This is a genomic window from Sphingorhabdus sp. (genome assembly GCF_029865925.1).
In the GTDB taxonomy this organism is placed as follows: domain Bacteria; phylum Pseudomonadota; class Alphaproteobacteria; order Sphingomonadales; family Sphingomonadaceae; genus Sphingorhabdus_B.
The window spans coordinates 21034-44490 of the sequence record NZ_JARXAI010000060.1; the positions used below are offsets into that span (position 1 = coordinate 21034).

A 23457-nucleotide genomic window follows, 5' to 3' on the forward strand; every position below is an offset into this window, starting at 1 on the left:
CACTTTAGGAGTTTGTCTGTCAAAAGCTTCAAGTGCGCTTTCGTCAACCGCTTGCGCAAAGGCGCTGGTTGACATCATAAGCGCGCACAATAGCCCCACGCTTCGTAAAATTGTCACATGCATGCACTTCTATTGGAGCAGCCGCTGCCCGACGCAAAGCGCGTTAACGCTGTGCTCGGACAAACGGTTGTCTAAAGAGGACGAACTGACGATGCGCTGGATGCGCAACCTATCAGTTGTTCTGCCGATCAAGGAAACGCGGGATATTGACGCTGCTAGCGTCATCATCAGCCTTGTTCTCGTCATCGGAGCGCGAAAGACCGCGAGACAGATTGGACATCCGCTCAAACAATGTTCCGCCTGTTGAAATGCGTGGAACAACGCGCTCAGAAGCCGCAGGCACATCAACTGGGGCTGCAGTAGGTACAGGTACCTCGTCCTCAGCGGGCGTGTTGAGTTCAAGTGCATCTGCACCTGCCCACGAGCTTGACGACATGCTGGCTGGAGCAGCAGTCTCCGGGGTGAATGATTCAAATTCTTGATCTGCATCGGTATCTTCGAAATCGCTGCCGAGGATCAAGCTATCATCTTCAACATCAGTCTCTTGTTCTTCAAAATCGTTCTCTTCTGCGACTGGAGTAGCTGGCGTGCTATCGAACAAAGATGTTGTAGTGCTGACCGGAGCAACGGGTTCCGCTACCGCTGGACGGCTGAACGAGAAAGGCGTGCGCGATTGTGTCGCAGGCGAAGCGCTCAGGCCTTCATTGTCAATGCCAGTAGCAACGACAGAAACACGGATTTTTCCGTTCAGATTTTCGTTAAACGCCGAACCCCAGATAATGTTGGCATCCGGATCAACCAATTCGCGGATATAGTTTGCAGCCTCGTCGACTTCCATCAAGCGCATATCTTCGCCGCCGGTGATCGAGACGATAACGCCCTTAGCACCCTGCATCGAAACGCCGTCGAGCAGCGGATTGGCAATTGCCTTTTCCGCAGCCTCAAGTGCGCGGTTGTCACCTTCTGCTTCACCAGTACCCATCATTGCCTTACCCATTTCGTGCATGACAGAACGAACGTCGGCAAAGTCGAGGTTGATGAGGCCAGGCATGACCATGAGATCAGTGATGCCACGAACACCTTGCTGCAAAACCTCGTCAGCAAGCTGGAATGCTTCTTTGAATGTCGTGTTGGGATTAGCGACCAAAAACAGGTTCTGGTTTGGAATGACAATCAATGTGTCAACATGCTGTTGGAGCTCGGCAATGCCGGATTCTGCCGAGCGCATGCGGCGCGATCCTTCAAAAAGGAATGGCTTTGTGACAACACCAACTGTCAAAATATTCATTTCACGCGCAACTTGGGCAATAACTGGAGCAGCACCCGTTCCGGTTCCGCCACCCATACCCGCCGCGATGAAGCACATGTGGCAACCTGCCAATGCGGCCTTCACCTGCTCGATGGTCTCTTCCGCGGCCGCACGACCAACTTCAGGACGTGAGCCAGCACCTAATCCTTTCGTAATTTCAGGACCGAGCTGGATGCGATATTCAGCTGGCGAAGCGTTCAGTGCCTGAGCGTCCGTGTTAGCTACAAGGAAATCAACGCCTTCGACCTTCGCACCAATCATGTTTGCAACTGCGTTACCCCCAGCGCCGCCAACCCCAATAACTGCGATTTTCGGCTTCAATTCGTCAACCATTGGTGGCCCGATATTGATGCTCATAATTTTATCCCCTTAGCCCCATCAGCTTGTTCGAAATTTTCACGCTTTTGACACAAAAGCAAAAAACGCACACCCCAAAATTACCCGTTTTGCACAGCTTTCTGTTAGAAGTTCTCACGAACCGCCCGTTTTATGCGTTCAATCAAACTCGGCATCGCCCCGCCAAGCTGTTCAGCGCGCATATGATAGCCGGATTGAAGCTCAAGACGCTCAGAGGCGGCATAATGAATTAAACCGACCAGTGTCGAAAATGAGGGGCCAGAATGTGCTTCGGGAATACTGGTTAGTCCGGAAGGACGACCGATGCGCACCGTCCGTCCAAGCGCGCTCTGCATATGTTCGGCGGCACCCTTAAGCTCGGCACCGCCGCCAGTCAGCACCACCTGATGTCCAGACGGTCCAGAAAATCCTAGCGTCTTCAATGCTTGCGCAACATCGGTTACAATGCCGTCGACCCGCTGGCAGACCACTGCGTTTAACTGCGCTTTGGTGATGCGTGGCGCTTGGGTTCCGGGTTCAACGCCATTTTCGTCGGGACCGATATCAAGAACTTCCTGATAGTCGCGCGGACTGGTTAAGGCAGAACCGTGAAAGCATTTCAATCGCTCTGCCTGCGCCCGGCGAATACCAAAGGCTGAGGCGATGTCATCGGTAATGTCCGACGCACCCTTTTGAATGGTCTCAAGCCCAACCAACATTCCGCCGATGAACACCGACACATTGGTGACCGCCGCACCGAATTCGACCAACGCAACGCCCAGTTCACGTTCCTCTGATGTCAGACACGCAAGGCCAGTTGCAACCGGTCCAACGACTAGCGATTCTACATCCAAATGTGCCGCGCGGACGGTCATGTCCATATTCCGAACCGGCGATGGATCAGCAAGGATAACATGAACGTCAACGCCCAAGCGATCGGCATGCAGTCCAATTGGGTTTGCTACGCCGCCAACCCCATCAAGCGAATATAAGGTCGGTTGAATATGCAGCGCCATTTTGCCGCCGGTTTGGATATTGTCGCGTCCAGCCTGCAGCAGTTCGCCGATATCTTCTTGTGTAATGCGGTCGCCGCCTAATTCGATTTCTACTGGCGCGAGCATACTATCAAGCCCGCCAGCAGACATGCCAACCCAAACGCGGTCGATGTTGAGGCCAGCGATCCGCTCCGCTTGTTCGACCGCATGGCGCACAGATAGTTCTGCCTGTTCGACATCAGCGATGCATCCGCGCGTAACACCCCGACTTTCGCGCTGTCCTGTACCAAGAACAAGCAATTCGCCACTATCGGTTTGACCCGTAATCAACGCGGAAACCTTCGACGAGCCGATATCGATTGCGGAAATCAGCCTTTCAACGCGCGTCGTCTTCATGCTGTTTGTCCACTGGTTTTAGAGCTAACTTCGTTGGTTTCCACTTTTTCCACTTTTTCCGTCTTCTCCACTTTGGCGGGTTCCACCTTCTGTGCTTTGCGGAAATAGGCGCGATCTGGATCGCGCAGGTCAAAATGGATCAGGTCGCGACCAAGCAAGCGGTGCACACCATCCATGCGCGCAAAATTCAGCAACGCTTTAGCTGCGGCGGCCTCTCCTTCTGGCAGCGCAAGCGTTTCGCCAGTTTCGAACTGAATATCCCACCGACGATTGCCGACCCAAGTTGCACCGGAAACTTGTGATTTCAGGGCAGACGCTTTGTCGAGTAACGCACTCAGCGCGACCGTGTGCCGGTTGGCATCATTTCCATTCAGCATCGGCAAGTCACCGCCCTCACCAGGGTGAATATTTTGCAGAACAATCCCCTCTGCGTCGATTAGCGAATATTTCCCGTTGCGTTGCCAAATGGCGGTCGGCGTGCGCTCGATAATCTCGACGGCAAGCGTATCAGGCAGCCGCCGTGCAACGCGGGCGTCCTTAATCCAGCCATATTGCAAAAGATCCATGCGCACTTTGTCGATATTCACCAACGGCATCGCACGGTCTTTTTCGGCGAGCACGAGTTGGTAGACTTTCAACTGGTCGACCCGTTCCATGCCCGTGACCTCAATGCGCTGCACCTGAAAACCAGCTTTTGCGGCAAGTGCGGCATATTGTTGATAGGCAGCGGCGGTCAGTCCAGCATATTGCGCAGCGGCAAAGGCAATCGCAGCAAGCACCGCAACGATAATCCAAGTACTGACGCGCTGCACTTCCTCTTCGGAAAATGGGAGCATGCGCAATACTTTGTCGACACCCGAAATCTGGGAGACCTTCTTCCGCGGGCTGGCCGCAGTTGCTTTGCGCTTTGCTGCTGGCTTGCGTGTCGCACCTGCCATTATGCCAACGCCTCTTTCACAATGATGTCGACCAGCTGTTCATAGCTGATACCAACATGCCGCGCTTGCTCGGGCACGAGGCTTAACGGTGTCATGCCGGGCTGCGTATTGGTTTCCAGAACGAATATACCGTCCATACCCGCTTCGTCATCCCAACGAAAATCCGTGCGTGAGGCACCTTTGCAGCCAAGCAATTGATGCGCGCGCAGCGCAGTATCCAGCATATATTGCGCCACATCATCGGGGATTTCTGCAGGGCAGATATGTTCAGTCAGGCCATCGGTGTATTTCGCGTCAAAGTCGTAAAAGCCGCTCTTTGGCTTCAACTCAGTCACGCACAACGCCTTGTCACCCAGCACTGCTACCGTCAGCTCGCGGCCTTTGATGAAAGGTTCTGCCAGCAACCGGTCAAATTCCTGCCACGGCCCTTTGGCATCACGGGCAATCGGATTGCCATAATTGCTGTCATCCGTGACAATTGCCACGCCAACCGAGCTGCCTTCATTCACGGGCTTAAGCACATAAGGCCGCGGCAGCGGATCAGCCGCATATAGGCTTTCGCTATCAACCATCGTTCCCTTGGGCATAGGAATTCCGGCAGGCACAAGGCACTGCTTGGTCAGTTCCTTATCAATCGCAATAACCGACGTCACCATGCCGCTATGCGTATAAGGGATGCCCATGAGGTCCAACATGCCCTGCACTGTGCCATCCTCACCCGGGACACCATGCAAGGCATTGAATACGACATCAGGACGAAGGCCAGCCAGCACTTGCGCGACATTGCGGTCCATATCGACGCGGCTAACCTGATATCCGACCTTTTCCAAAGCATCGGCGACCCCATTGCCGCTCATCAAGGACACAGGCCGCTCGTTCGACCACCCCCCCATCAACACGGCAACGTGAATGTGCTTACTCATTTCGTTTCACCCACGCGCTGGATTTCCCATGTTAGTGCCACGCCAGATTGTGCCATTACGCGCGCACGGACTTCTTCGCCAAGCGCCTCAATATCCGCGCTGGTCGCATCGCCGGTATTAATCAGGAAATTGGTGTGTTTTTCGGACACCCGCGCACCGCCAATCTGAAGCCCGCGGCACCCCGCAGCATCGACCAATTGCCATGCCTTATGTCCATCCGGATTTTTGAAGGTCGACCCGCCGGTTTTGGATCGCAATGGCTGCGATGCTTCGCGTGTTGCGCTGATGCGGTCCATCTCGGCTTGAATGGCTTCCGGTTCCCCGGAACGTCCTTGAAACCGCGCAGCAACCACAATAGCGCCATCAGGCAGTTCGGAATGGCGATAGCTGTAGTGCAGTTCATCCACAGACAAGGTCAACAGCGTACCGTCGCGCATAACAATATCGCAATCGCCCAAAATGTCCTTCACCTCGCCGCCATATGCGCCGCCGTTCATGCGAACAAAGCCGCCGACGGTTCCCGGAATGGAGCGCAGAAACTCAAGACCAGCAATTTTATTGTCACGCGCAGTGGAGGACACCAAAATGCCTGATGCCCCTGCACCGCATTTCATCGTGACAGCGTCGGTACAAGTGACTTTAGCAAAGGCCTTACCCAAGCGGATAACGACACCCCTGACACCGCCATCTCGGATAATCAGGTTAGATCCCAAGCCAAGCGCCATGACCGGCGTAGCTTGGTCAAGTTCGCGCAAAAAGGATTGCAGATCGGCGATGTTTTTAGGTTCAAATAGATAATCCGCGCAGCCGCCAGACTTAAACCAGACCAACGGTGCCAGCGGCGCGGCTTGGGTCAAACGTCCTTGCACCTGCGGCATACACAGCACTGTCATCCGCGCGCTGCCTGAATTGCGTCGGCAAGGCCAGCCGCCCATTTGGTGATGTCGCCAGCTCCCAAGCACACGACCATGTCATCCGCCTGAACAACTTCGGCCAGTTTGCGTGCCAGGTCATCGGCGTCGGCCACAGTCGCAACCGAACGATGCCCGCGCGCCTTTATGCCATGCACCAGCGCATCTGCATCTATGCCGTCAATCGGACCCTCGCCAGCTGCATAGACGGGTGAGATGAACACCATGTCGGCATCATTAAAGGCCTGTTGGAAATCATCCATATGGTCGCGCAGCCGGGTGAAACGGTGCGGCTGTGCCACGGCAATGACTCGGCCCTGCACACCTTCACGTGCAGCCGACAGCACCGCGCGGATTTCGACGGGATGGTGGCCGTAATCATCGATGATTGTAACGACCCCACCGTCAAGGACAACTTCGCCAACCTTGCTAAAGCGGCGCTTAACCCCACCGAATTTGTCAAAGCCATGCGCAACATCTGCGTCACTCATTCCCATTTCAAGGCCAACGGCGACCGCAGCCAGCGCGTTCTGGACATTGTGGCGCCCCGGCATGGGAAGCTGAATACCCTCTATCGTCCTCTGCGATCCATCGCGTGCGCGAACGACCACATCAAAACGGTTACCGCCCGGGTTCGGGGTGACATTTTCGCCGCGGATATCGGCCTGCCCCGAAAAGCCATAAGTGATAATCCGACGGTCGCGGATCTTGGGCAAAATCGCCTGTACTTCGGGATGGTCGAGACACATGATCGCCGCGCCATAAAAGGGGACGTTTTCGACAAATTCGACAAACGCCTTTTTGATCGCGTCGAAATCGCCATAATGGTCCAGATGTTCGGGATCGATGTTGGTGACGACCGCCAGCGTGCCGTCAAGCCGCAAGAAGCTGCCATCGCTCTCATCGGCTTCAACCACCATCCAGTCACTTGCCCCAAGGCGCGCGTTGGAACCATAGCTATTAATGATTCCGCCGTTGATGACCGTCGGGTCAATGCCGCCATGGTCAAGCATCGCGGCGATCAACGATGTCGTGGTCGTCTTTCCATGCGTGCCCGCCACAGCAACGGTATTTTTCAGCCGCATCAATTCGGCGAGCATTTCAGCGCGGCGTACCAAGGGTATCCGCCGTTCCAAAGCTGCATCGCGCTCGGGGTTACCTTCCTTGACGGCAGTCGACGTTACAACGACTGTCGCCTCGCCCAAATTGTCCGCACTGTGGCCGATCATAACCTTGATGCCGCGTTGGCGTAGGCCATCAATGACATAGCTGTCCGCAATGTCGCTTCCCTGCACGTTATAGCCAAGATTATGCATGACTTCAGCAATGCCTGACATCCCTATGCCGCCGATGCCGACGAAATGGACAATGCCAATATCGGTAGGAACACCCTTCACGCTGCGTTCTCTTTGGCAAGTGCAGGGGACGAACTGAAAGCGCCCCTGTGTTCGGATGGGGACGTTATATGATGCATGATTGGGGCGCGGCCAAAAGACTCGACAAGGTCGGCAAGTTCGGCAACCGCATTTGGCCTGCCACAGTTTTTTGCTGCCTTCGCTGCATTTTCCAGCGCACCGGGCTCAAGCGCAATTTTCTCGATCTGCTTGGCCAACTCTACCGCGGTGAATGCTGGCTGCGCGATGGCGCGGGCGCCGCCTGCTTGGACCATTTCCTTAACATTATAGCTTTGGTGGTCATCGGTTGCGCTTGGTAGCGGTACCAATATCGCGGGCCGTCCAGCGCAGGTCAGTTCGGCTATCGTCGACGCCCCTGCCCGCGATATCACCATATGCGCCCAGCCAAGTCGTTCAGGCAGGTCAGGCAAATAGGTCGCGAGTTCGGCCGGAATGCCGTGGGCGACATATGCTGCGCGTACAGCCTCAATGTCTTCGGCGCGGCACTGCTGCGTTACCTGCAACCGACGCCGCAAGTTTAGCGGCAGTTGGGAAAGGCCATCGGGCACAACGTCAGAAAGCACGGTTGCGCCTTGGCTTCCGCCCGTCACAAGCACGCGGAAAATATCCGCGTCCAAAAGCGAGGAATAGGGTTTGTCGCGCAGGGCAAGCACCTCTTCGCGGATCGGGTTGCCGACAAGATGCACCTTGCCTGCGTATCGCAGAGAAAGGCGCAGCACTTCGGGATAGGATGTGGCAATGGCATTCACGTGCCGCGCGGTGAAGCGGTTGACGCGCCCAAGCACGGCATTTTGTTCGTGAATAATCGCTGGAATTTTCTCGGCAAAGGCACCCAGAAGCGCTGGGAATGCCGGGTATCCGCCAAAACCAACAACAGCGCTTGGTTCAAATTTTTCGTATAAGCGGCGCGCCATCTTGCGGCCTTGGGCAATCGCCAGGATCCCCGGAAACCAGCTACTGGGTTTTTTGGTGATCCGGCCAGCGGGCAGAAAATGGGTTGCCATCTTGTCTGGGCAGCCCGGAATTTTTGCGCCGCGCGCGTCGGTGATTAAAGCTACATGATGTCCGCGGTTTATCAGTTCTTGCCCCAAGGCAAAGGCAGGGATCAGATGCCCCCCGGTTCCGCCAGCGGCCAATACATAATGCCGAGATATGGTCATGGTCGTTGTCCCTTCACCATATACAGCGACCGGTCAAGATACGGGTTTCGCTTCGTCAGTGCGAGTATGAGACCGCATGTGATCGAAAGCGCAACTATGGATGATCCGCCATAGCTAATGAAGGGCAAAGTCATGCCCTTAGAGGGAAAGACGCCTAGGTTAACCGCAATGTTAATCATCGCCTGCCCGCAAAACTGCGCGCCCAGCGCCGTAACCGCCAGCACTACAAACTGGTCCTTTTCATCCAACAGGCGAATGATGATGCGCACCAGTATGGCAAAGTACAGTATGGCGATGACCATGCAGGCAAGCAGACCGAATTCTTCGCCAATCACGGAGAAGATGTAGTCGGTATGCCCCTCAGGCAAAGAATATTTCTTGACCCCAAGTCCTGGGCCAAGGCCAATAAAGCCCCCATTGATTAATGTCGCCAGCGCCATCTTGTCATGGGTTAGGCCCTCAGTCCCAAAAATCCAGGCATCGATGCGCTGCGTTGCAACCGGGTAATAATTATAGGCCAGCACGATGAATATGATGCCGCTGATGATAAGGCCCCAAAGACGGCTTGCAGGAACGCCAGCGACCATCATCAATGCAAACCATGTGCCCATGAACAATATCGTCTGGCCAAGGTCGGGTTGCATCAAAAGCAAGATACAGACAGCTGCGGTGACAATGCTGCTGATAATCAAGACTGGCAGAGTCGGGTCTTTCAACCGCCAGCTGATAATCCATGCCATCGTAACGGCAAAAAAGGGCTTTAGAAATTCCGATGGCTGAAGCCCCGCAAAACCAGGGCCAATCCAGCGGCGCGATCCATTCACCTCGCGCCCTAATACGGGCACGAGCACAAGCAGCACGAACACAATGCAGAAACCATAAACGGCAATGCGTCGGGCCTTTTCGCGCGGACACATCGAGATAAACAGCATGATCGGCACGCCAACAATCACCCACATCAGCTGCCGATAAAAGAAATACAGCGAGGATAACTGTGATGTCGAAGCCGATAGCCGCTGCGCACCGGCGGGCGATGCCGCCGCAACCGCAAGCAAGCCAATCGCAATCAACACCATCATCAACGACAACAACACGCGGTCAAGTTCCCAGAACCAGACGCCCAGCGGCGAACGGTCACCACGGCCCAAACGGTTGGCAAAGCCAATCTTGCCCGTCTTTGCCGCCAATACCCACGGAACATCTTTGCCGTCGCTCATAACGCTTCCACAATTGCGCGGAATGCGTCGCCGCGCGCTTCAAAATCCTTGAACTGGTCAAAGGACGCGCACGCGGGTGAGAGCATGATAACGTCACCGGGTTGCGCCTGTGCCGCCGCCGAGTGCACCGCAGTGCCCATCATCTCGCTGCGTTCTACTGGCAAATGGGGGGACAGCAGTTCGTAAAACAGCGGCCCTGCCTCCCCAATGGTGTAAGCCTTTACAACATGGCCGAAATTGGGAATGCATTCGTCAAGATTGTCGGTTTTCGGCAAGCCGCCGACGATCCAGTGCACGCGCGGATATGCCGCCAACGCAGGCGCGGTGGACGCACCATTGGTCGCCTTGCTGTCGTTGATGAACAACACGCCGTTCCGTTCGGCAACAACCTCCATGCGGTGGGCAAGACCCTTAAAGGTCCGCATGGCAGGTCGCCATTGCGCTTCGGTCACGCCAAGCGATTCTACGATGGCGATGGCCACTGCTATATTTTGAAGGTTATGTGGCCCTTGCAGCGACGGCCATTCTTCTTGACCGTTGACCGACTGTGGATCCGCCAAATGCACAAACTCCGCCCCGCGCCGGGTAAGCACGTCGCGATAGACCCGCTCGGTATCGGCGTCGCCTTTGCCAAAGACCGACGTTTCATGCCCCGTCTGCATTTCGAAAAGCCGCGCTTTCGACGCCATATACCCCTCATAGCCGTCATAACGGTCAAGATGGTCAGGCGACAGGTTGATGAGCACCGCAGCGTCGCAGGCGAGCATATGTGTAATGTCGATCTGGTAGCTTGAAAGCTCAAGCACATACACGCCGCCTGAGGGCAATGGCGCTTGCGACAATATTGGCAGCCCGATGTTACCACCCATGCGCACCGGCAGCCCTGCGCTTTCCAACACATGATGCACAAGTGCCGTCGTGGTAGATTTACCGTTAGTTCCGGTAATGCCGACCACGCGGTGCGGCGGCAAGTTGGGCCGCGCCATCGCAAACAATTCCATGTCACCAATCAGCGGCAGGCCCTCTTCCTTTGCCTTTTCAGCGATGGGATGACGGTTGATTGGTACGCCGGGTGATACCACAATCGCGTCATAACCGGACAGGTCACTCAGCAACGGGTCAGCAATCGTCGCGATGTCAGCGACTTTGGCGCGTGCGGCTTCATCATTGTCCCACGCCAATATCTGCGCGCCACCTGCCACGAGAGAACGTGCCGCGGACAGACCGGAGCGCGCAAGCCCCAATATAGCGTACTTCCGGTCTTTAAAGGCAGGGGTAGTAATCATCTGAGCTTAAGGGTTGATAGCCCTGCAAGCGCCAATACGAAAGCCACAATCCAGAACCGAATGACAACGGTCGGCTCAGACCAGCCAAGCTGTTCAAAATGGTGGTGAATCGGCGCCATGCGGAAAATGCGCTTTCCGGTCCGCTTGAACCAGAACACCTGAATGATGACCGAAAGCGCCTCAATAACGAAAAGTCCGCCGATGATGGCAAGAACAAATTCATGATGCGCCACAACGGCAATCGCCCCCAGCGTTCCGCCCAAAGCAAGGCTTCCAGTATCGCCCATGAAAACAGACGCAGGCGGGGCGTTGAACCACAAAAAGGCAAGGCCGGCGCCGACAATCGCGCCACATAGCATGGCGAGGTCCCCTGCCCCCAAAAAGAACGGAATACCCAGATATGCTGCATATTTGGCATTGCCGACCATGTAGACGATCAACATAAATGCAATGGAGGCAATGATGACGGGCATTGTCGCAAGGCCATCAAGGCCGTCGGTCAAGTTTACCGCATTGCCGAATGAAACAATCACAAACGCACCAAAAGGCACATACCACCAGCCCAAGTCGATCACGGGGCCGTTAACAAACGGCAGATACAAATTGCCACCTGATTGCGCGACAATCAGCGATACCGCAACGCCCGCAATCGCAAACTCCCACAACAAGCGGACTTTGCCAGATACGCCCTTGTGGCTGCGTTTCTTGACCTTGTCATAATCATCGAGAAATCCAACGGTGCCGAAGCCTACGGTCACAAGCAAACAGGCCCAGACGTAAACATTCTTCAAATCCATCCACAACAGCATGGAAATGCCGACCGATACCAATATCATCAGCCCGCCCATTGTTGGGGTGCCCACTTTTGCAAGATGCGATTGCGGCCCATCACTTCGGATGGGCTGGCCCTTGCCTTGGCGCACGCGCAGCATGCTAATGAAGCGTGGTCCGATAAGCAGGCCGATAACAAGAGCGGTTGCAACCGCAGCTCCGGAGCGGAAGCTTAGATAGCGAATAAGGTTAAGTATCCCAGGAAAACCCAGATATTCAGCCAAAACATAAAGCATCAGTTTTTCCCACCCGTCAGCGCGCTGACGATGGTGGAAAGTCCCATACTGTTGGAACCTTTGACCAAAATCGTGTCCGATGCGCAAAGATATTGTTGCAGAAGGGCGAGTGCCTCCTGCGCGGTCGCGCAATGCGCGAATTCCTTCGGTCCCTCAACCCCTGCTTTCAACTCATCAGCAAGAATTGTCATCTCTTTGCCGACAAGGATAGCAAAATCGACCTTTGCGGCAGCCAAGGGTGCTGCAAGGGCGCGGTGATAATCATCGCCTTTGTCGCCAAGTTCTTTCATGGATCCCAGCACAGCAATGCGCCGTCCGCCGCCCGACAAGCCCAATTGGCCGATAGTCGCGGCCATTGAGGCAGGGTTGGCGTTGTAACTTTCATCGATCAGATGGGCGGCGCCTCCGGCAATCGCAACGTCGTGCCGCGCACCGCGTCCGGCAAGGCCACCCATTTCCGCCATTGCAAGACCAGCAGAGGCAAGATCGCCACCCGCTGCCAACACTGCGGCCAAAACCGCCATGCTGTTGCCGATCCAGTGCTGCCCGGGTTGAGACAGGTTGAAAGACAACATTGCGTCGCACACCTTGGCCGTAATCAGCGTGCTATTATGCACGCTATCCAAATGGTTGATCACGCGGACATCTGCATCCGCGCTGAAGCCAAAGGACAATATGGCGTTGGTGTGCTGCTCTGCTGCTGCGCGCAAACGCGGATAATGGACATTGTCGGCAGGCAATATCGCCGTGCCGCCTTCGACCAAGCCTTCGAAGATTTCGGCTTTGGCGTCGGCAATACCGCTTTCGTCCTTGAAGAATTCGATATGTGCAGGTGCAATGGTGGTTATGATGGCAACATCGGGCCTGACGATATGGCTAAGCGCGCGCATTTCACCAGCGTGGTTCATGCCCATTTCGAAAACGCCGAAGTCGCAATCCGCTGGCATCCGCGCAAGGCTCAACGGCACGCCTACATGGTTGTTATAGCTTTTGACCGAACGGTGCGCCCGCCCGCGTGAGCAGCGATCAAGCGCGGCAAACAACGCCTCCTTCGTCCCTGTCTTACCGGCAGAACCGGTAACCCCAATGATTTTCGCCTTAGTCCGCGCGCGTGACGCATGACCAAGCGCCTCAAGCGCTTGCATCGTGTCTGCCACAAGGATGTGTGGGTACGGAACGGGCTGCGACACAATCGCGCCCGCTGCACCATTGGCAAAGGCCTTGTCTACGAACAGATGCCCGTCGGTCTCTGCACCCTTCAACGCCAGAAAGAGGTCGCCTTTGCCGATTTCACGGGAATCAAACGCAACGCCCGTAACGTTAAAATGCCCCGAAGCTGTCCCGCCAGTTGCCGCCAGCAACTCCTCAAATGTCCATAACACGGTCATGCCGCGCATTCCCTTGCGACTTCGACATCGTCAAAAGGCAGAACGCGGCCCATAATGATCTGCCCTTGTTCATGGCCCTTGCCCGCAATCAGAACGATATCGTCGGGTTCGGCATGTTCGATGGCAAAGGCGATCGCATAATGCCGGTCGCCAATCTCATGCGCGCCCTTGGCCCCTGCCATGACGTCAGCGCGGATGAGCGACGGGTCTTCGCTTCTTGGGTTATCGTCAGTGACAATCACAATGTCGGAGTCTGCGACGGCCACAGCGCCCATCTCCGGACGCTTGCCTGTATCGCGGTCGCCGCCTGCGCCGAAGACAGTAATTAGCTTACCCTTCGTATGCGGACGCAATGCTGCAATGGCCGCGCGTAAGCCGTCGGGCGTATGCGCATAATCGACATACACAGGCGCGCCACTTTTGGTGATTACGGCACGCTCCAGTCGTCCGCGCACTGGTTGCAACCGGGCCAAATGCGACAGCAGGCTCTCCACCTCTCCCCCGCTTGCCATAACTACCCCTGCGGCGACGAGCGCATTTGTGGCCTGATAGGCGCCAATGAGCGGCAGCTTAACCTTATGCACATCGCCCTGAATACGCAGCTCAAGCGTCTGCCCAAGCTGGGTCGCTTGGCGCGAGACCAGTTGAATGCCCTTGCCCTTTTCCCCAACGGTGATCAGACGCAATTCGCGTTTGCGGGCACGCGCAATGACTTGGTCAGACCATATATCGTCTGCCCAGATCACGGCGCAGCCATTGGCGTCGACGACTTTGTCAAACAGGCGCATCTTGGCCTCAAAATAATTTTCCATCGTCCCGTGATAATCAAGATGGTCACGGCTTAAGTTAGTGAAAGCAGCAACCGAAACGGGCACGCCTTCACTGCGATATTGGGACAGGCCGTGGCTTGATGCCTCGAATATCGCATGGCTGATGCCTTCGCGCGCGAGACCGGACATGTTGGCAAGGAAGGTTACAATGTCCGGCGTAGTAAGGCCCGTACTTGCCTGATCCGAAGCTGTTGTAATGCCCAATGTTCCTATAGATGCCGCATTGTGCCCCGACATTCGCCACAGCTGCCGCGTAAGCTCAGCAGTCGAAGTCTTGCCATTCGTTCCGGTGACCGCCGCCACATTTTCGGGAAATGGCCGAAAGAATTTTGCCGCGAGTTCGGCAAATGCCTTGCGCGGGTTGGCGTCGGCAACATGCACAGCGCCCTGCACCATAGCCTCCGGACGCGCGACAACAGCGACTGCACCAGCGGCGATTGCAGCGTCGATGAAATCTTCGCCGTTGAATGCGGCGCCCTCAAATGCGCCAAAAACTGTGCCGGGCGCAATTTTCCGATGGTCGATGGCAAAGCCGGTCACTATGCTGTCGGCCGATGCCATGTCGGCACCGGTTACCAATTGCCCGAGCTTCACTATTGCTCTCCCTTCGCCTTTCGCAATAAAGGCATCAGTTCAGATACATCAACATCGCGCTTCATGTCAGGTATAATTCCCATCAATGGCCCAATCCGTGTAATTGTCTTACGGACAACGGGCGCAGCGGTATAACCGGCGGTCCGCTGAAAGCTTGAGGCTTCCGTACCCTGAGGTTCGTCGAGCATCGCAAGCACCACATAACGCGGGTTATCCATCGGGAATGCAGAGGCAAAGGTGGAGACGACCAGATTGCGGCTATAGCCGCCAACGCCTGGCTTTTCCGCAGAACCCGTCTTGCCGCCAACGCGGTATCCCAGTGCATCGGCTTGGCTGCCCGTTCCGTCAACGACGATCATGCGCATCAATTGCCGCATCCGTGCACTGGTTGCCGCGGTAAAGACCCGCTTACCAGGAATCTTGGCATCGGCTTTCGTCTTGAACATTGTGGCCGGACGATAAATGCCACCATTGACCATCGCGGCATACGCACTCGCCAAATGCATTGGCGTAACCGCGATGCCGTGCCCGAACCCTACAGTCATATTGGTCAGTCGGCCCCAGGTCTTGGGATATAGCGGCATAGATTTTTCTGCCAGTTCGATATCCGGACGCGCGTTAAAATGCATTGCACGCAACATCGCGTCCATGCGGACAGCACCCAATTGGTCAGCAATTTGCGCCGTCACAATGTTAGAACTGTGGATGAGCGCCTCTGGTGTATTGATCCAGCGGTTTAATGGGTGCGAATCCCGTATTTTAAACTTTCCAACTTGAAGCGGCTTGGTGGCGTCATACCGAACGGAAAGGTCGCGCACCGTTCCCGCGTCCAAAGCAGCGGCAACGGTGAGCGGCTTAAAGGTAGAGCCGAGTTCATATACCCGGTTCGTTACGTTGTTAGTCTGCCGCGAAATAGGATAGCGACCGTCAGTGATCGTCTGGCCAAGATCGGGGATATTAGCAAAGGACGGCCGGTTCGGGTTGAACGAAGGCAATGTTGCCATGGCTACCACTTCGCCCGTTTGCACATCCAATACGACCCCGGCAGCACCCTTGGCGGCCGTAGCGGTCATGCCCGACGCCAGTTCGCTCTCCAACGCTGCTTGAACTCGGACGTCCAAGGCAAGGTTCAAAGGGCTCCCACGCTTGGCCGGGTCACGCAGATAATTGTTCATTACCCGCTCCATGCCCATCGCGCCTTTGCCGTCACGGTTTACGAAACCGAGGACATGGGCGGCCATGTCGTGTTGCGGATAAAGCCGTGTAGCCTCGCGCGGGAATTCAATGGCGATTTCGCCAAGATCATGGACCGCGCGGACTTGCTCCGGCAATGCGCGGTTACGCAAGTAACTGGGCTTGTCATCGGTCAGTTTTGCATAGAATTCAGCCGCTGGCGTATCCGGAAAAATTGCTGCCAACTGTGTTGCCAATTGCTTGCGGTCGCCAAGGATGTCGGCAGGCTTCAACCAAATGGCATAGCCATAAATGCTGCGCGCCAGAGGAATGCCGTTACGGTCAACAATATCACCGCGATCTGGCACATAGTCTGTGCTGGTCGCACCGTAAGCGCGGCTGCTTTCGAATAAAGCCAAAGTCGCAAGCCGCCCAATGAGCAACGCAACGAACATACCAAATGCAACCAGCAGAATAAGCATCCGCCAGAACCCATGGGCCGCAAAAGGCGGGGGGTTAACGCCGCTTTTCCGAGTTGTCGTGCGGGCGATTTGCGGAATCATTACCGGCGGCGTTCGTTAGCGGCCTTAGCCGAAATATCCCGCATGAAGTCGTCGGACAAAAGCTTTTCGTCCATCCGCGCCAGCCGCTCGGTCCGCGTCTGCTCAACCTTCGGTGCCGCAGGCTTAGGTGCGGCGCGCTTTACCGGCTCGGCAAAGATCGGCGCCGCAACGGCGGTGGCAATTTCGGTGGATTTTTTAACAACTGCCTCAATTGTTGGCGCTGGATTGGCTTGGTTCGCGCTTGGCGCAGCGTCAATGTCGGCCGAAGCCATCATCACTGGCTTGGTCGCCTGCAGATCACCCGTCAGTTCCGCAAGTGCAGCCTCACCGCTAACGAACTGGTTGGCCATTGGTGGTTGATAACCGTACAAAAGCTCGTTCCACTCCTCCAGCTGCTGCAGACTAGCGCGCGTGCGGATTTCGGCTTGAAGGAAGCTGATTTCACGCTTTGTTTCGAGTATGTTGCGATCAACAGCGACCAGATTGCTGTGCATCGCGGCAACGTTCAACGACAATGGGTATAACAGGATTGCAACCATGAACACCAAAGCCAGCCAGCCTATATTCTGAAGTCTTTTCATGGCGAGACTCATGCTGCCAGTCCTCCTATTGCCCATGCGGGTGCGTGTGTGCGGGTTGCGGAACGTAATGTTGCTGAACGTGACCGTGGATTACGGGCCAACTCGGCGTCCGATGGCCGGACCGCTTTATCAGCTTTGTCGAAAGTGGGCGCAGGACCGTCATTACCAACCATTGGCACGTGCCGTGACCCTGCGGCTTCTGCGCCACTACGACGGCGCAAGAATTGCTTTACGATGCGATCTTCAAGGCTGTGAAAGGTAACGACAGCCAGACGACCGCCGGGCTTCAACATGCGCTCTGCAGCTTCCAGCCCGTCGGTCAACTCATCCAGTTCGCGGTTTACATGAATGCGGATGGCCTGAAACGCCCGAGTTGCGGGGTCTTTCGGCGCGCCGGGCTTATGGCCAACGGCCTTGCGGACGATTGCAGCGAGCTGCGCAGTTGTCGTGATGGGACGCGCAGCCACAATCGAACGCGCGATGCGGCGTGAACGATGCTCTTCGCCATACCGAAAGATGATGTCGGCAATGTCCGCTTCTTCAGCTTCGTTGACGAAGTCGGCAGCCGACATGCCGTCCTGACCCATGCGCATATCGAGCGGGCCGTCCTTCTGGAAGGAAAAGCCGCGCTCTGCGCGATCAAGCTGCATCGACGACACGCCAATGTCGAGCACAACGCCATCGACCGACATAACACCATCAGCCATCAGGACATCGTCCATGTTAGAAAAACAGGCCGAGTAAAGACGCAAAGCACCTTCACTCCGGCCTGCAAGGTCCGCACCTTCGTTAAGTGCATCGGGATCGCGGTCGAACGCATAAACGCGCGCACCGCGAGCCAGTATCGCTTGGCTGTATCCACCCGCACCAAAGGTACCATCCACGATCTCAGCGCCCGGGGTGATGGGCAGTGCGTGAATCACTTCATCCAGTAAAACTGGAATATGTGGGGCGAGCGCGCTCATTTGTCGCGCTTTGCCTGGGACAGCCAATAATTTAGCTCGTCCTTAATGGAGTTGAACGCTGCAGGCGCTTCTTTGAGGAAGACATCAGGGTTCCACAGCAAGAAGTGCGTTGTCGCGCCAAAGAAGAAAGCGCGGTCGTTAATGCGACCAAAATGCTTAAGCATAGGCGAAAGCACGAAGCGGCCACTTGCCTCAAAAGCAGTTTCAAAAATCGAAGAAGCCGAAACGCCAGCCATTTCGCGGTCAAATTCGGTGCCGCGGTTAACTGCGCTTTGCCATTGCGCCTCAATGTCGGCACGCAGCTTAAGACGCTCGGACCCACCAAAGCCAATGAGGCAAGGTAAGCTGGAATGGCGGGAAATACAGACATTGTTGCTGCCGCTCGACTGCTGGACGCTGTCACGCAGCTCGGCGGGAATGGTCGTGCGGCCCTTGGCGTCGACACTCGACACCCCCGAACCTGCATAGACGACCAACGCTGACACTGCCTGAACCACCCCCCACTAAAGGGTGGAAATTACCAATCATGACGAAACACGCGTCATGCGGACGCCGTAACGACCGATAGAATCAGGAATCCACCCCTTGAAATCATGGTCATAACAAGGGAATTCATGGATGAAAAGAGGGATTTTATGGGAATGCTTAATTTTTATGACAAAATTTACCGAAATTCCGTTGTTTTTATAGTTCCCCCCAAATTGCCATGCGTAATGCACCCCAATATAAGCATCCAAAATCGGCTAAATTGGCGGTCTTACAGCGGTGAATTGCATAAAATCCTTCTGCGCCCGTCATTTTCCCACAAAATCCCCATTAAGCGCATTATTGGATTTCAACGCCATCAACAGCGCTTCGACAAGAGCCAAATTGGCGAACTCGTCACCCCCGGTAAGTATCCGCATCCCCTGTCCTTCCCAAAAGGCGGCGTCTAGCATGTCAGCATCGGCAACCAACACCGCGCGGCCCGCACCAATCCGGCAATCCGCCAACAGGCCCTTGGCGGAAATACTGCAGCGCGGGCTTATTGTCCCTTTGGGAAGCCATTCGCCGGGCGTTACGGTGCGGATATTGAAAGCGCCGATCTTGCGGATAATACGGGGGCTGTCATTGGTAATGGGCAAAACCAGCTCAAGCCCCCAATGTGTGAACAAGGGGGAGAGCAAAGATGTAAACAACGGGCGCCTCTTATCCCCCAACGGATACAGGCTGCCCCATTGCAAAGCAGGGTCCGCCAGTATCAACAGCCGACCGCCGCTCCGAACCCAATTGTCCAAGCGCACGAGTTCCGCCGGAGCAAAAGCCCTTGGCTGGGCAAGCAGGAGCAGTTGCCCGTTGCGTGGTTTCCATGTTGTCAGGTCATCGATGAGGTCAATGTCGTAACGCTGGTCAAGGCGTGCGAAAGCAGGGTGCGGCGCGGCATCTTGGGCAAGGTCAGCTTCAATGCCGCCCTCACTCCACTGCAACGGCAATGTCGTCATGAGGGCTAGGGCCGCCTTTGGCCTATCACTTGCTGACCGCGTGAAACCAAGCCCTGCAAACAGCAGCAGGACCAATGATACGGCAAGCAGGACGACAACAAGCCGCCTTGTGCCCCCAAAGCGGGCAAATCTATCAGTCACCAAATTACCGCCGCGGCGCGGGTGCGGATTGCCGCGGCGCTGGCGCAGCTCCATTGGCAGGCTGTTCAGCGGCAGAATCCTTGGCGACCGGCGTGACGCCCAATTCAGCCAGAGGCTCAGCAGGCGTTGAGCCATTGCCTGCGGTCAATGGAGCAGCCCCTGGCATGCCGCCAGCTTGCTGGGCTGGCCTAACCCGGTCGAGAACCATGCTGGCCAGTGTCACGAACAGCAGCACGACGACAAGACCTACGACGCCAACCTGAATACGTTGAACTGCGGATTGCCTTTGCTGGACCATGTGCTTCCTCCTCTAAACCCGATATTGCCTTTAGCTGTCCATTTGCCAAGGCATTACGGGAAGGTTTTTACTGCGCATCCATGCGGGATTATAGATGGTGGACAGATACCGAAAACCCGTGTCGCACAAGATGGTAACGATGCGCTTGCCCGGCCCCAATTGTTTGCCCAACGCGATCGCGCCTGCCACATTGATGCCGGACGAAAGACCAAGGCAAAGCCCCTCCTCCGCCAACAAACGGCGGACCCAGACAAGGCCTTCCTCGTCCGAAATGCGGAATTGCGTATCAATCGGCGCACCATCGAGATTGGCCGTGATCCGGCCCTGCCCGATGCCTTCGGCGACTGAGTTGCCCTCGGAGCTTAATTCACCGCATGCATAATAATTATACAGCGCCGCGCCGTGCGGATCGGCCAAGGCAATGGTGACCGCCTCATCCTTCGCCTTAAGTCCAAGACCTACCCCAGCGATAGTTCCGCCTGTTCCAGCTGCGCAAATAAAGCCGTCAATGTCACCGCCCATTTGCGTCCAAATTTCCTCGGCAGTGGTTTCAATATGTGCGCGGCGGTTGGCGATATTGTCGAATTGGTTCGCCCATACCGCGTTTTCGGTTTCCTCGGCCAAGCGGCGTGAAGTGTGCACGAAATGGCCGGGGTTCGAATATGGCGCGGCAGGAACGAGCACGAGCTCTGCACCCAAGGCACGTAGCGTGTCCTTTTTCTCCTGGCTCTGCGTTTCGGGCATGACGATGATCGTCTTATACCCAAGCGCGTTGCAGACCAGCGCGAGGCCAATGCCGGTATTGCCAGCCGTGCCTTCGACAATCGTGCCGCCCGGTTTAAGCAGCCCCTGCCGTTCGGCATCGCGTAAGATGTAGAGCGCAGCGCGGTCCTTTACCGATGCGCCGGGGTTCACATATTCGCACTTACCAAAAATATCGCATCCGGCTTCCGCGCTTGGCCCTTTAAGGCGCACCAGCGGGGTGTTTCCAATCAGATCGAGTGTCGAAGCAGTCGTGTTCATACCACAGACAGCTAGGCGCGTTCATGGGTAATCGCAAGTCGGTCTGGCCCATGCCATGCCAAAAGACAGCGTATTTGGCGCATTAAAATTAGGCAAACCGCCAAAGTTCAATTTATCTATTGATATATTATATCATTACTATTAATCAATGCCCTTCTATCTCCCTTGGATGATGCCTTTTCATGAAAACTGTTCCAGTTCGCGCCTTCTCCGCAAGCATCACCGCTTTATCTCTGGCTTTGGCCGCACCCGCTTATGCCGAGCAAAGCAGGCCAGATTCATCAACGACAGATACAAAGACCGATGATTTTCACAGCGCCGACGAAATTGTAGTCACCGCGCCTTATGTCGAACGGTTAGACCTTCTGTCGGGCACTTCGGCAGTGACGGGTGATATCCTCGCCGAAAAAACACGCGCGCAACTGGGCGATATTTTGGCAAGCTTGCCCGGCGTATCGGCCACCAGCTTCTCACCTGGGGCATCGCGGCCTGTCTTACGTGGTTATCAAGGCAATCGGGTCGCTGTCCTGACGGATGGTATTGGCAACATTGATGCCTCCAACACATCGGCCGATCATGCCGTTACGATCGATACGTTGACGGTTGAGCGGATTGAAGTGCTCCGCGGTCCTGCGGTTCTCCTCTTTGGCGGTCAGGCCGTTGGCGGCGCAGTCAACGCGCTCGACAAGCGCATACCGCGCGCGGTTCCCGATGAGCCTGTGCATGTCGATGCATTGGTCGCTTATGGCAGCGCGGCACGCGATTATTCGGGCGGTGCGTCCGTCGATGTGCCTGTGTCCGACCGGATCGTTGTTCATGTCGACGGCAGCTATCGCAATACCGACGATACCCGCACGGGCGGATTTGTGCTCGCACCAAGCTTGCGTAGCGAGCTGTTCGATTTCGCAACACGGCAGGCCGGGGCGGGCAACGCCGCTGGTGCCGCGGAAACGCGCGGCATTGCCAATGAACGCGGTCGCATTCCCAACAGCGCGGTAAAGACATGGACCGCAGCGGGCGGCGCGGCCTTTATCGATGATGGCGGCAATCTGGGCGTTTCCTATAGTATCTATGATACCCATTATGGCGTCCCTGATCGCCCAGCGACGGCCTTTACCGCACCCAGCGGCAGCATCGTTGCCACGCCCGTTACCATTAGCATGCGCCAGTATCGGGCGGACTTTCGTGGCGAAGTGAATTTGGGCGACGGACTGTTTGATAAATTACGCCTGCGCGCTGGCTACGCCGATTACACGCACACGGAATTTGAAGGTGCCGAAATCGGCACTGTGTTTATCAGCCAAGGGATAGAGGGCCGGGCTGAGCTAATTCAAAATGACCGGGGCGGCTGGCGCGGCGCGAGCGGCGTACAATATCAAACGCGCGATTTCGAAGCGATTGGCGCTGAAGCTTTTGTGCCGCCAAACAAAACACGGCAATATGGCCTTTTCAGTTTGCAGGAATATACCACCGGCAATTTGGACGCCGAAGTCGCCGTGCGTTTTGACAATGCCGAACTGCGCTCCGACACGCTGGGCCTCGCGCGGTCATTCCAGAATGTCTCTGCCGCATTGGGCGTTGGTTACCATATTGGCGATTTGAAAATCGGGGCCAATGTTTCGCGCACCGGTCGTGCGCCAGCCATTGAGGAACTGTTTTCCAACGGGCCGCATATTGCCACCCAAGCGTATGAGATGGGCGACCCGAATTTAAAAAGCGAGCGCGCGTGGAATGGCGAACTCTATGCGCGTTACGACGCGCCCGGTGCGGCGTTGAGTGCGACCCTATACACCAACCGCTTCGACAGCTTCATTTATGAGGCCGAAACCGGCGCAGTAGAGGACAATCTGCCCGTGTTCGCATATTTCCAAAAGGATGCCGTGGTCTGGGGTGTCGAATTTCAGGGGTCAAAACGCCTAGCGAGCTTTGGCGATATGAACCTATCGGTCGATGGCGTTGCCGATTACACCCGCTCCAAAATCTCTTCAGGTGGCGGCAATTTGCCCCGTATTCCGCCCTTGCGCCTTTTGGGCGGAGCCGAGCTTAGCGGCGGCCAAATTGACCTGCGCGGCGAAGTGGAATGGAGCGATGCGCAGACCAAGACGGCTGCATTTGAAACGCCAGCGGCGGGTTTCACATTGGTCAATGCCTCGGCAACATGGCGGCCGTTCGGGCGGGATCAGAATGTCGCAATCATTGCCTCTGCGAATAATATTTTCGACGTTACTGGGCGGCGTTCTGCATCTTTCACCAAGGATTTCGTCCCCTTAAGCGGGTGCGATTTACGGGTGACTGCACGGGTCAGCTTTTGATTGCTGGCGCGTGTTCATGAAAGCAGTTGCACCCCATAGTCACCGAGCGACTGCAGGACTTCAAGAATAGGGTAAGCGGAACATTTCCCACCGCC

20 protein-coding genes are annotated in these 23457 nt (G+C 55.9%); 1 reads left to right on the forward strand and 19 read right to left on the reverse strand.

Translation table 11 applies throughout. The annotated features are described in order from the left end of the window. Positions 1-232 precede the first annotated feature (232 nt). The 19 genes from ftsZ to QE270_RS05560 all read right to left on the reverse strand — a co-directional run bounded on the left by ftsZ (position 233) and on the right by QE270_RS05560 (position 21050). Positions 233-1726 carry a cell division protein FtsZ gene (gene ftsZ, locus QE270_RS05470; protein ID WP_300036349.1) on the reverse strand — a complete coding sequence of 498 codons (1494 nt, stop codon included), beginning with the start codon at positions 1724-1726 and terminating at the stop codon, positions 233-235. Positions 1727-1830: 104 nt separating this feature from the next. Further along, positions 1831-3096 carry a cell division protein FtsA gene (gene ftsA, locus QE270_RS05475; protein WP_300036351.1) on the reverse strand — a complete coding sequence of 422 codons (1266 nt, stop codon included), beginning with the start codon at positions 3094-3096 and terminating at the stop codon, positions 1831-1833. Continuing rightward, positions 3093-4034: a cell division protein FtsQ/DivIB gene (locus tag QE270_RS05480; RefSeq protein ID WP_300036354.1), complete on the reverse strand. Its 942-nt coding sequence runs from the start codon at positions 4032-4034 to the stop codon at positions 3093-3095. The genes ftsA and QE270_RS05480 overlap by 4 nt, the downstream gene beginning before the upstream one ends. Beyond that, on the reverse strand, positions 4034-4957 hold the full coding sequence (locus tag QE270_RS05485; RefSeq protein ID WP_300036357.1) for a D-alanine--D-alanine ligase: 924 nt from the start codon (positions 4955-4957) through the stop codon (positions 4034-4036). Before QE270_RS05485 ends, QE270_RS05480 begins: the two co-directional genes overlap by 1 nt. Further along, positions 4954-5850, reverse strand: coding sequence for a UDP-N-acetylmuramate dehydrogenase (gene murB / locus QE270_RS05490; protein WP_300036360.1), 897 nt, complete (start codon positions 5848-5850; stop codon positions 4954-4956). The genes QE270_RS05485 and murB overlap by 4 nt, the downstream gene beginning before the upstream one ends. Then, positions 5847-7265 (reverse strand): UDP-N-acetylmuramate--L-alanine ligase, encoded by a 1419-nt coding sequence (gene murC / locus QE270_RS05495; RefSeq protein ID WP_300036363.1) that lies wholly within the window; start codon positions 7263-7265, stop codon positions 5847-5849. The genes murB and murC overlap by 4 nt, the downstream gene beginning before the upstream one ends. Beyond that, positions 7262-8443, reverse strand: a complete 1182-nt coding sequence (murG, locus tag QE270_RS05500; protein ID WP_300036366.1) for an undecaprenyldiphospho-muramoylpentapeptide beta-N-acetylglucosaminyltransferase — start codon at positions 8441-8443, stop codon at positions 7262-7264. The genes murC and murG overlap by 4 nt, the downstream gene beginning before the upstream one ends. Next, positions 8440-9660, reverse strand: coding sequence for a putative peptidoglycan glycosyltransferase FtsW (locus QE270_RS05505; RefSeq protein ID WP_300036369.1), 1221 nt, complete (start codon positions 9658-9660; stop codon positions 8440-8442). Before QE270_RS05505 ends, murG begins: the two co-directional genes overlap by 4 nt. Continuing rightward, positions 9657-10946, reverse strand: a complete 1290-nt coding sequence (gene murD, locus QE270_RS05510; protein ID WP_300036372.1) for a UDP-N-acetylmuramoyl-L-alanine--D-glutamate ligase — start codon at positions 10944-10946, stop codon at positions 9657-9659. Before murD ends, QE270_RS05505 begins: the two co-directional genes overlap by 4 nt. Then, positions 10943-12013 (reverse strand): phospho-N-acetylmuramoyl-pentapeptide-transferase, encoded by a 1071-nt coding sequence (mraY, locus tag QE270_RS05515; RefSeq protein ID WP_300036375.1) that lies wholly within the window; start codon positions 12011-12013, stop codon positions 10943-10945. The genes murD and mraY overlap by 4 nt, the downstream gene beginning before the upstream one ends. Then, positions 12013-13401: a UDP-N-acetylmuramoyl-tripeptide--D-alanyl-D-alanine ligase gene (murF, locus tag QE270_RS05520; protein ID WP_300036378.1), complete on the reverse strand. Its 1389-nt coding sequence runs from the start codon at positions 13399-13401 to the stop codon at positions 12013-12015. Before murF ends, mraY begins: the two co-directional genes overlap by 1 nt. Then, entirely contained in the window at positions 13398-14792 is a 1395-nt protein-coding gene (locus tag QE270_RS05525) for a UDP-N-acetylmuramoyl-L-alanyl-D-glutamate--2,6-diaminopimelate ligase (RefSeq protein ID WP_300036544.1), read from the reverse strand. Before QE270_RS05525 ends, murF begins: the two co-directional genes overlap by 4 nt. Positions 14793-14824: 32 nt before the next feature. Then, entirely contained in the window at positions 14825-16561 is a 1737-nt protein-coding gene (locus QE270_RS05530) for a penicillin-binding protein 2 (RefSeq protein WP_300036381.1), read from the reverse strand. Then, on the reverse strand, positions 16561-17142 hold the full coding sequence (locus QE270_RS05535; protein ID WP_300036384.1) for a hypothetical protein: 582 nt from the start codon (positions 17140-17142) through the stop codon (positions 16561-16563). The genes QE270_RS05530 and QE270_RS05535 overlap by 1 nt, the downstream gene beginning before the upstream one ends. Before the next feature lie 8 nt (positions 17143-17150). Next, on the reverse strand, positions 17151-18107 hold the full coding sequence (rsmH, locus tag QE270_RS05540; RefSeq protein ID WP_300036387.1) for a 16S rRNA (cytosine(1402)-N(4))-methyltransferase RsmH: 957 nt from the start codon (positions 18105-18107) through the stop codon (positions 17151-17153). Beyond that, positions 18104-18559 (reverse strand): hypothetical protein, encoded by a 456-nt coding sequence (locus QE270_RS05545; protein ID WP_300036390.1) that lies wholly within the window; start codon positions 18557-18559, stop codon positions 18104-18106. Before QE270_RS05545 ends, rsmH begins: the two co-directional genes overlap by 4 nt. A 342-nt stretch (positions 18560-18901) precedes the next feature. Continuing rightward, complete coding sequence (locus tag QE270_RS05550) at positions 18902-19729, reverse strand: hypothetical protein (RefSeq protein ID WP_300036393.1); 828 nt, start codon at positions 19727-19729, stop codon at positions 18902-18904. Between the two features lie 4 nt (positions 19730-19733). Further along, positions 19734-20027: a hypothetical protein gene (locus QE270_RS05555; protein ID WP_300036396.1), complete on the reverse strand. Its 294-nt coding sequence runs from the start codon at positions 20025-20027 to the stop codon at positions 19734-19736. Between the two features lie 30 nt (positions 20028-20057). After that, positions 20058-21050 carry a cysteine synthase A gene (locus QE270_RS05560; RefSeq protein WP_300036399.1) on the reverse strand — a complete coding sequence of 331 codons (993 nt, stop codon included), beginning with the start codon at positions 21048-21050 and terminating at the stop codon, positions 20058-20060. A 182-nt stretch (positions 21051-21232) separates the two neighbouring features. On the opposite strand from QE270_RS05560, the gene QE270_RS05565 reads away from it, so the two are divergent. Beyond that, positions 21233-23362: a TonB-dependent receptor gene (locus tag QE270_RS05565; RefSeq protein ID WP_300036402.1), complete on the forward strand. Its 2130-nt coding sequence runs from the start codon at positions 21233-21235 to the stop codon at positions 23360-23362. The last annotated feature ends 95 nt before the right edge of the window (positions 23363-23457 follow it).

Coding starts and splice junctions, on each gene's coding strand:
- QE270_RS05555 (WP_300036396.1), bottom strand. CDS start 20,027: ATGGTCCAGCAAAGGCAATCCGCAGTTCAACGTATTCAGGTTGGCGTC.
- rsmH (WP_300036387.1), bottom strand. CDS start 18,107: ATGAGCGCGCTCGCCCCACATATTCCAGTTTTACTGGATGAAGTGATT.
- ftsZ (WP_300036349.1), bottom strand. CDS start 1,726: ATGAGCATCAATATCGGGCCACCAATGGTTGACGAATTGAAGCCGAAA.
- murF (WP_300036378.1), bottom strand. CDS start 13,401: ATGACCGTGTTATGGACATTTGAGGAGTTGCTGGCGGCAACTGGCGGG.
- murB (WP_300036360.1), bottom strand. CDS start 5,850: ATGACAGTGCTGTGTATGCCGCAGGTGCAAGGACGTTTGACCCAAGCC.
- QE270_RS05535 (WP_300036384.1), bottom strand. CDS start 17,142: ATGAAAAGACTTCAGAATATAGGCTGGCTGGCTTTGGTGTTCATGGTT.
- murG (WP_300036366.1), bottom strand. CDS start 8,443: ATGACCATATCTCGGCATTATGTATTGGCCGCTGGCGGAACCGGGGGG.
- QE270_RS05560 (WP_300036399.1), bottom strand. CDS start 21,050: ATGAACACGACTGCTTCGACACTCGATCTGATTGGAAACACCCCGCTG.
- ftsA (WP_300036351.1), bottom strand. CDS start 3,096: ATGAAGACGACGCGCGTTGAAAGGCTGATTTCCGCAATCGATATCGGC.
- QE270_RS05485 (WP_300036357.1), bottom strand. CDS start 4,957: ATGAGTAAGCACATTCACGTTGCCGTGTTGATGGGGGGGTGGTCGAAC.
- mraY (WP_300036375.1), bottom strand. CDS start 12,013: ATGCTTTATGTTTTGGCTGAATATCTGGGTTTTCCTGGGATACTTAAC.
- murD (WP_300036372.1), bottom strand. CDS start 10,946: ATGATTACTACCCCTGCCTTTAAAGACCGGAAGTACGCTATATTGGGG.
- QE270_RS05565 (WP_300036402.1), top strand. CDS start 21,233: ATGAAAACTGTTCCAGTTCGCGCCTTCTCCGCAAGCATCACCGCTTTA.
- QE270_RS05530 (WP_300036381.1), bottom strand. CDS start 16,561: ATGATTCCGCAAATCGCCCGCACGACAACTCGGAAAAGCGGCGTTAAC.
- QE270_RS05480 (WP_300036354.1), bottom strand. CDS start 4,034: ATGGCAGGTGCGACACGCAAGCCAGCAGCAAAGCGCAAAGCAACTGCG.
- QE270_RS05525 (WP_300036544.1), bottom strand. CDS start 14,792: ATGGCATCGGCCGACAGCATAGTGACCGGCTTTGCCATCGACCATCGG.
- QE270_RS05505 (WP_300036369.1), bottom strand. CDS start 9,660: ATGAGCGACGGCAAAGATGTTCCGTGGGTATTGGCGGCAAAGACGGGC.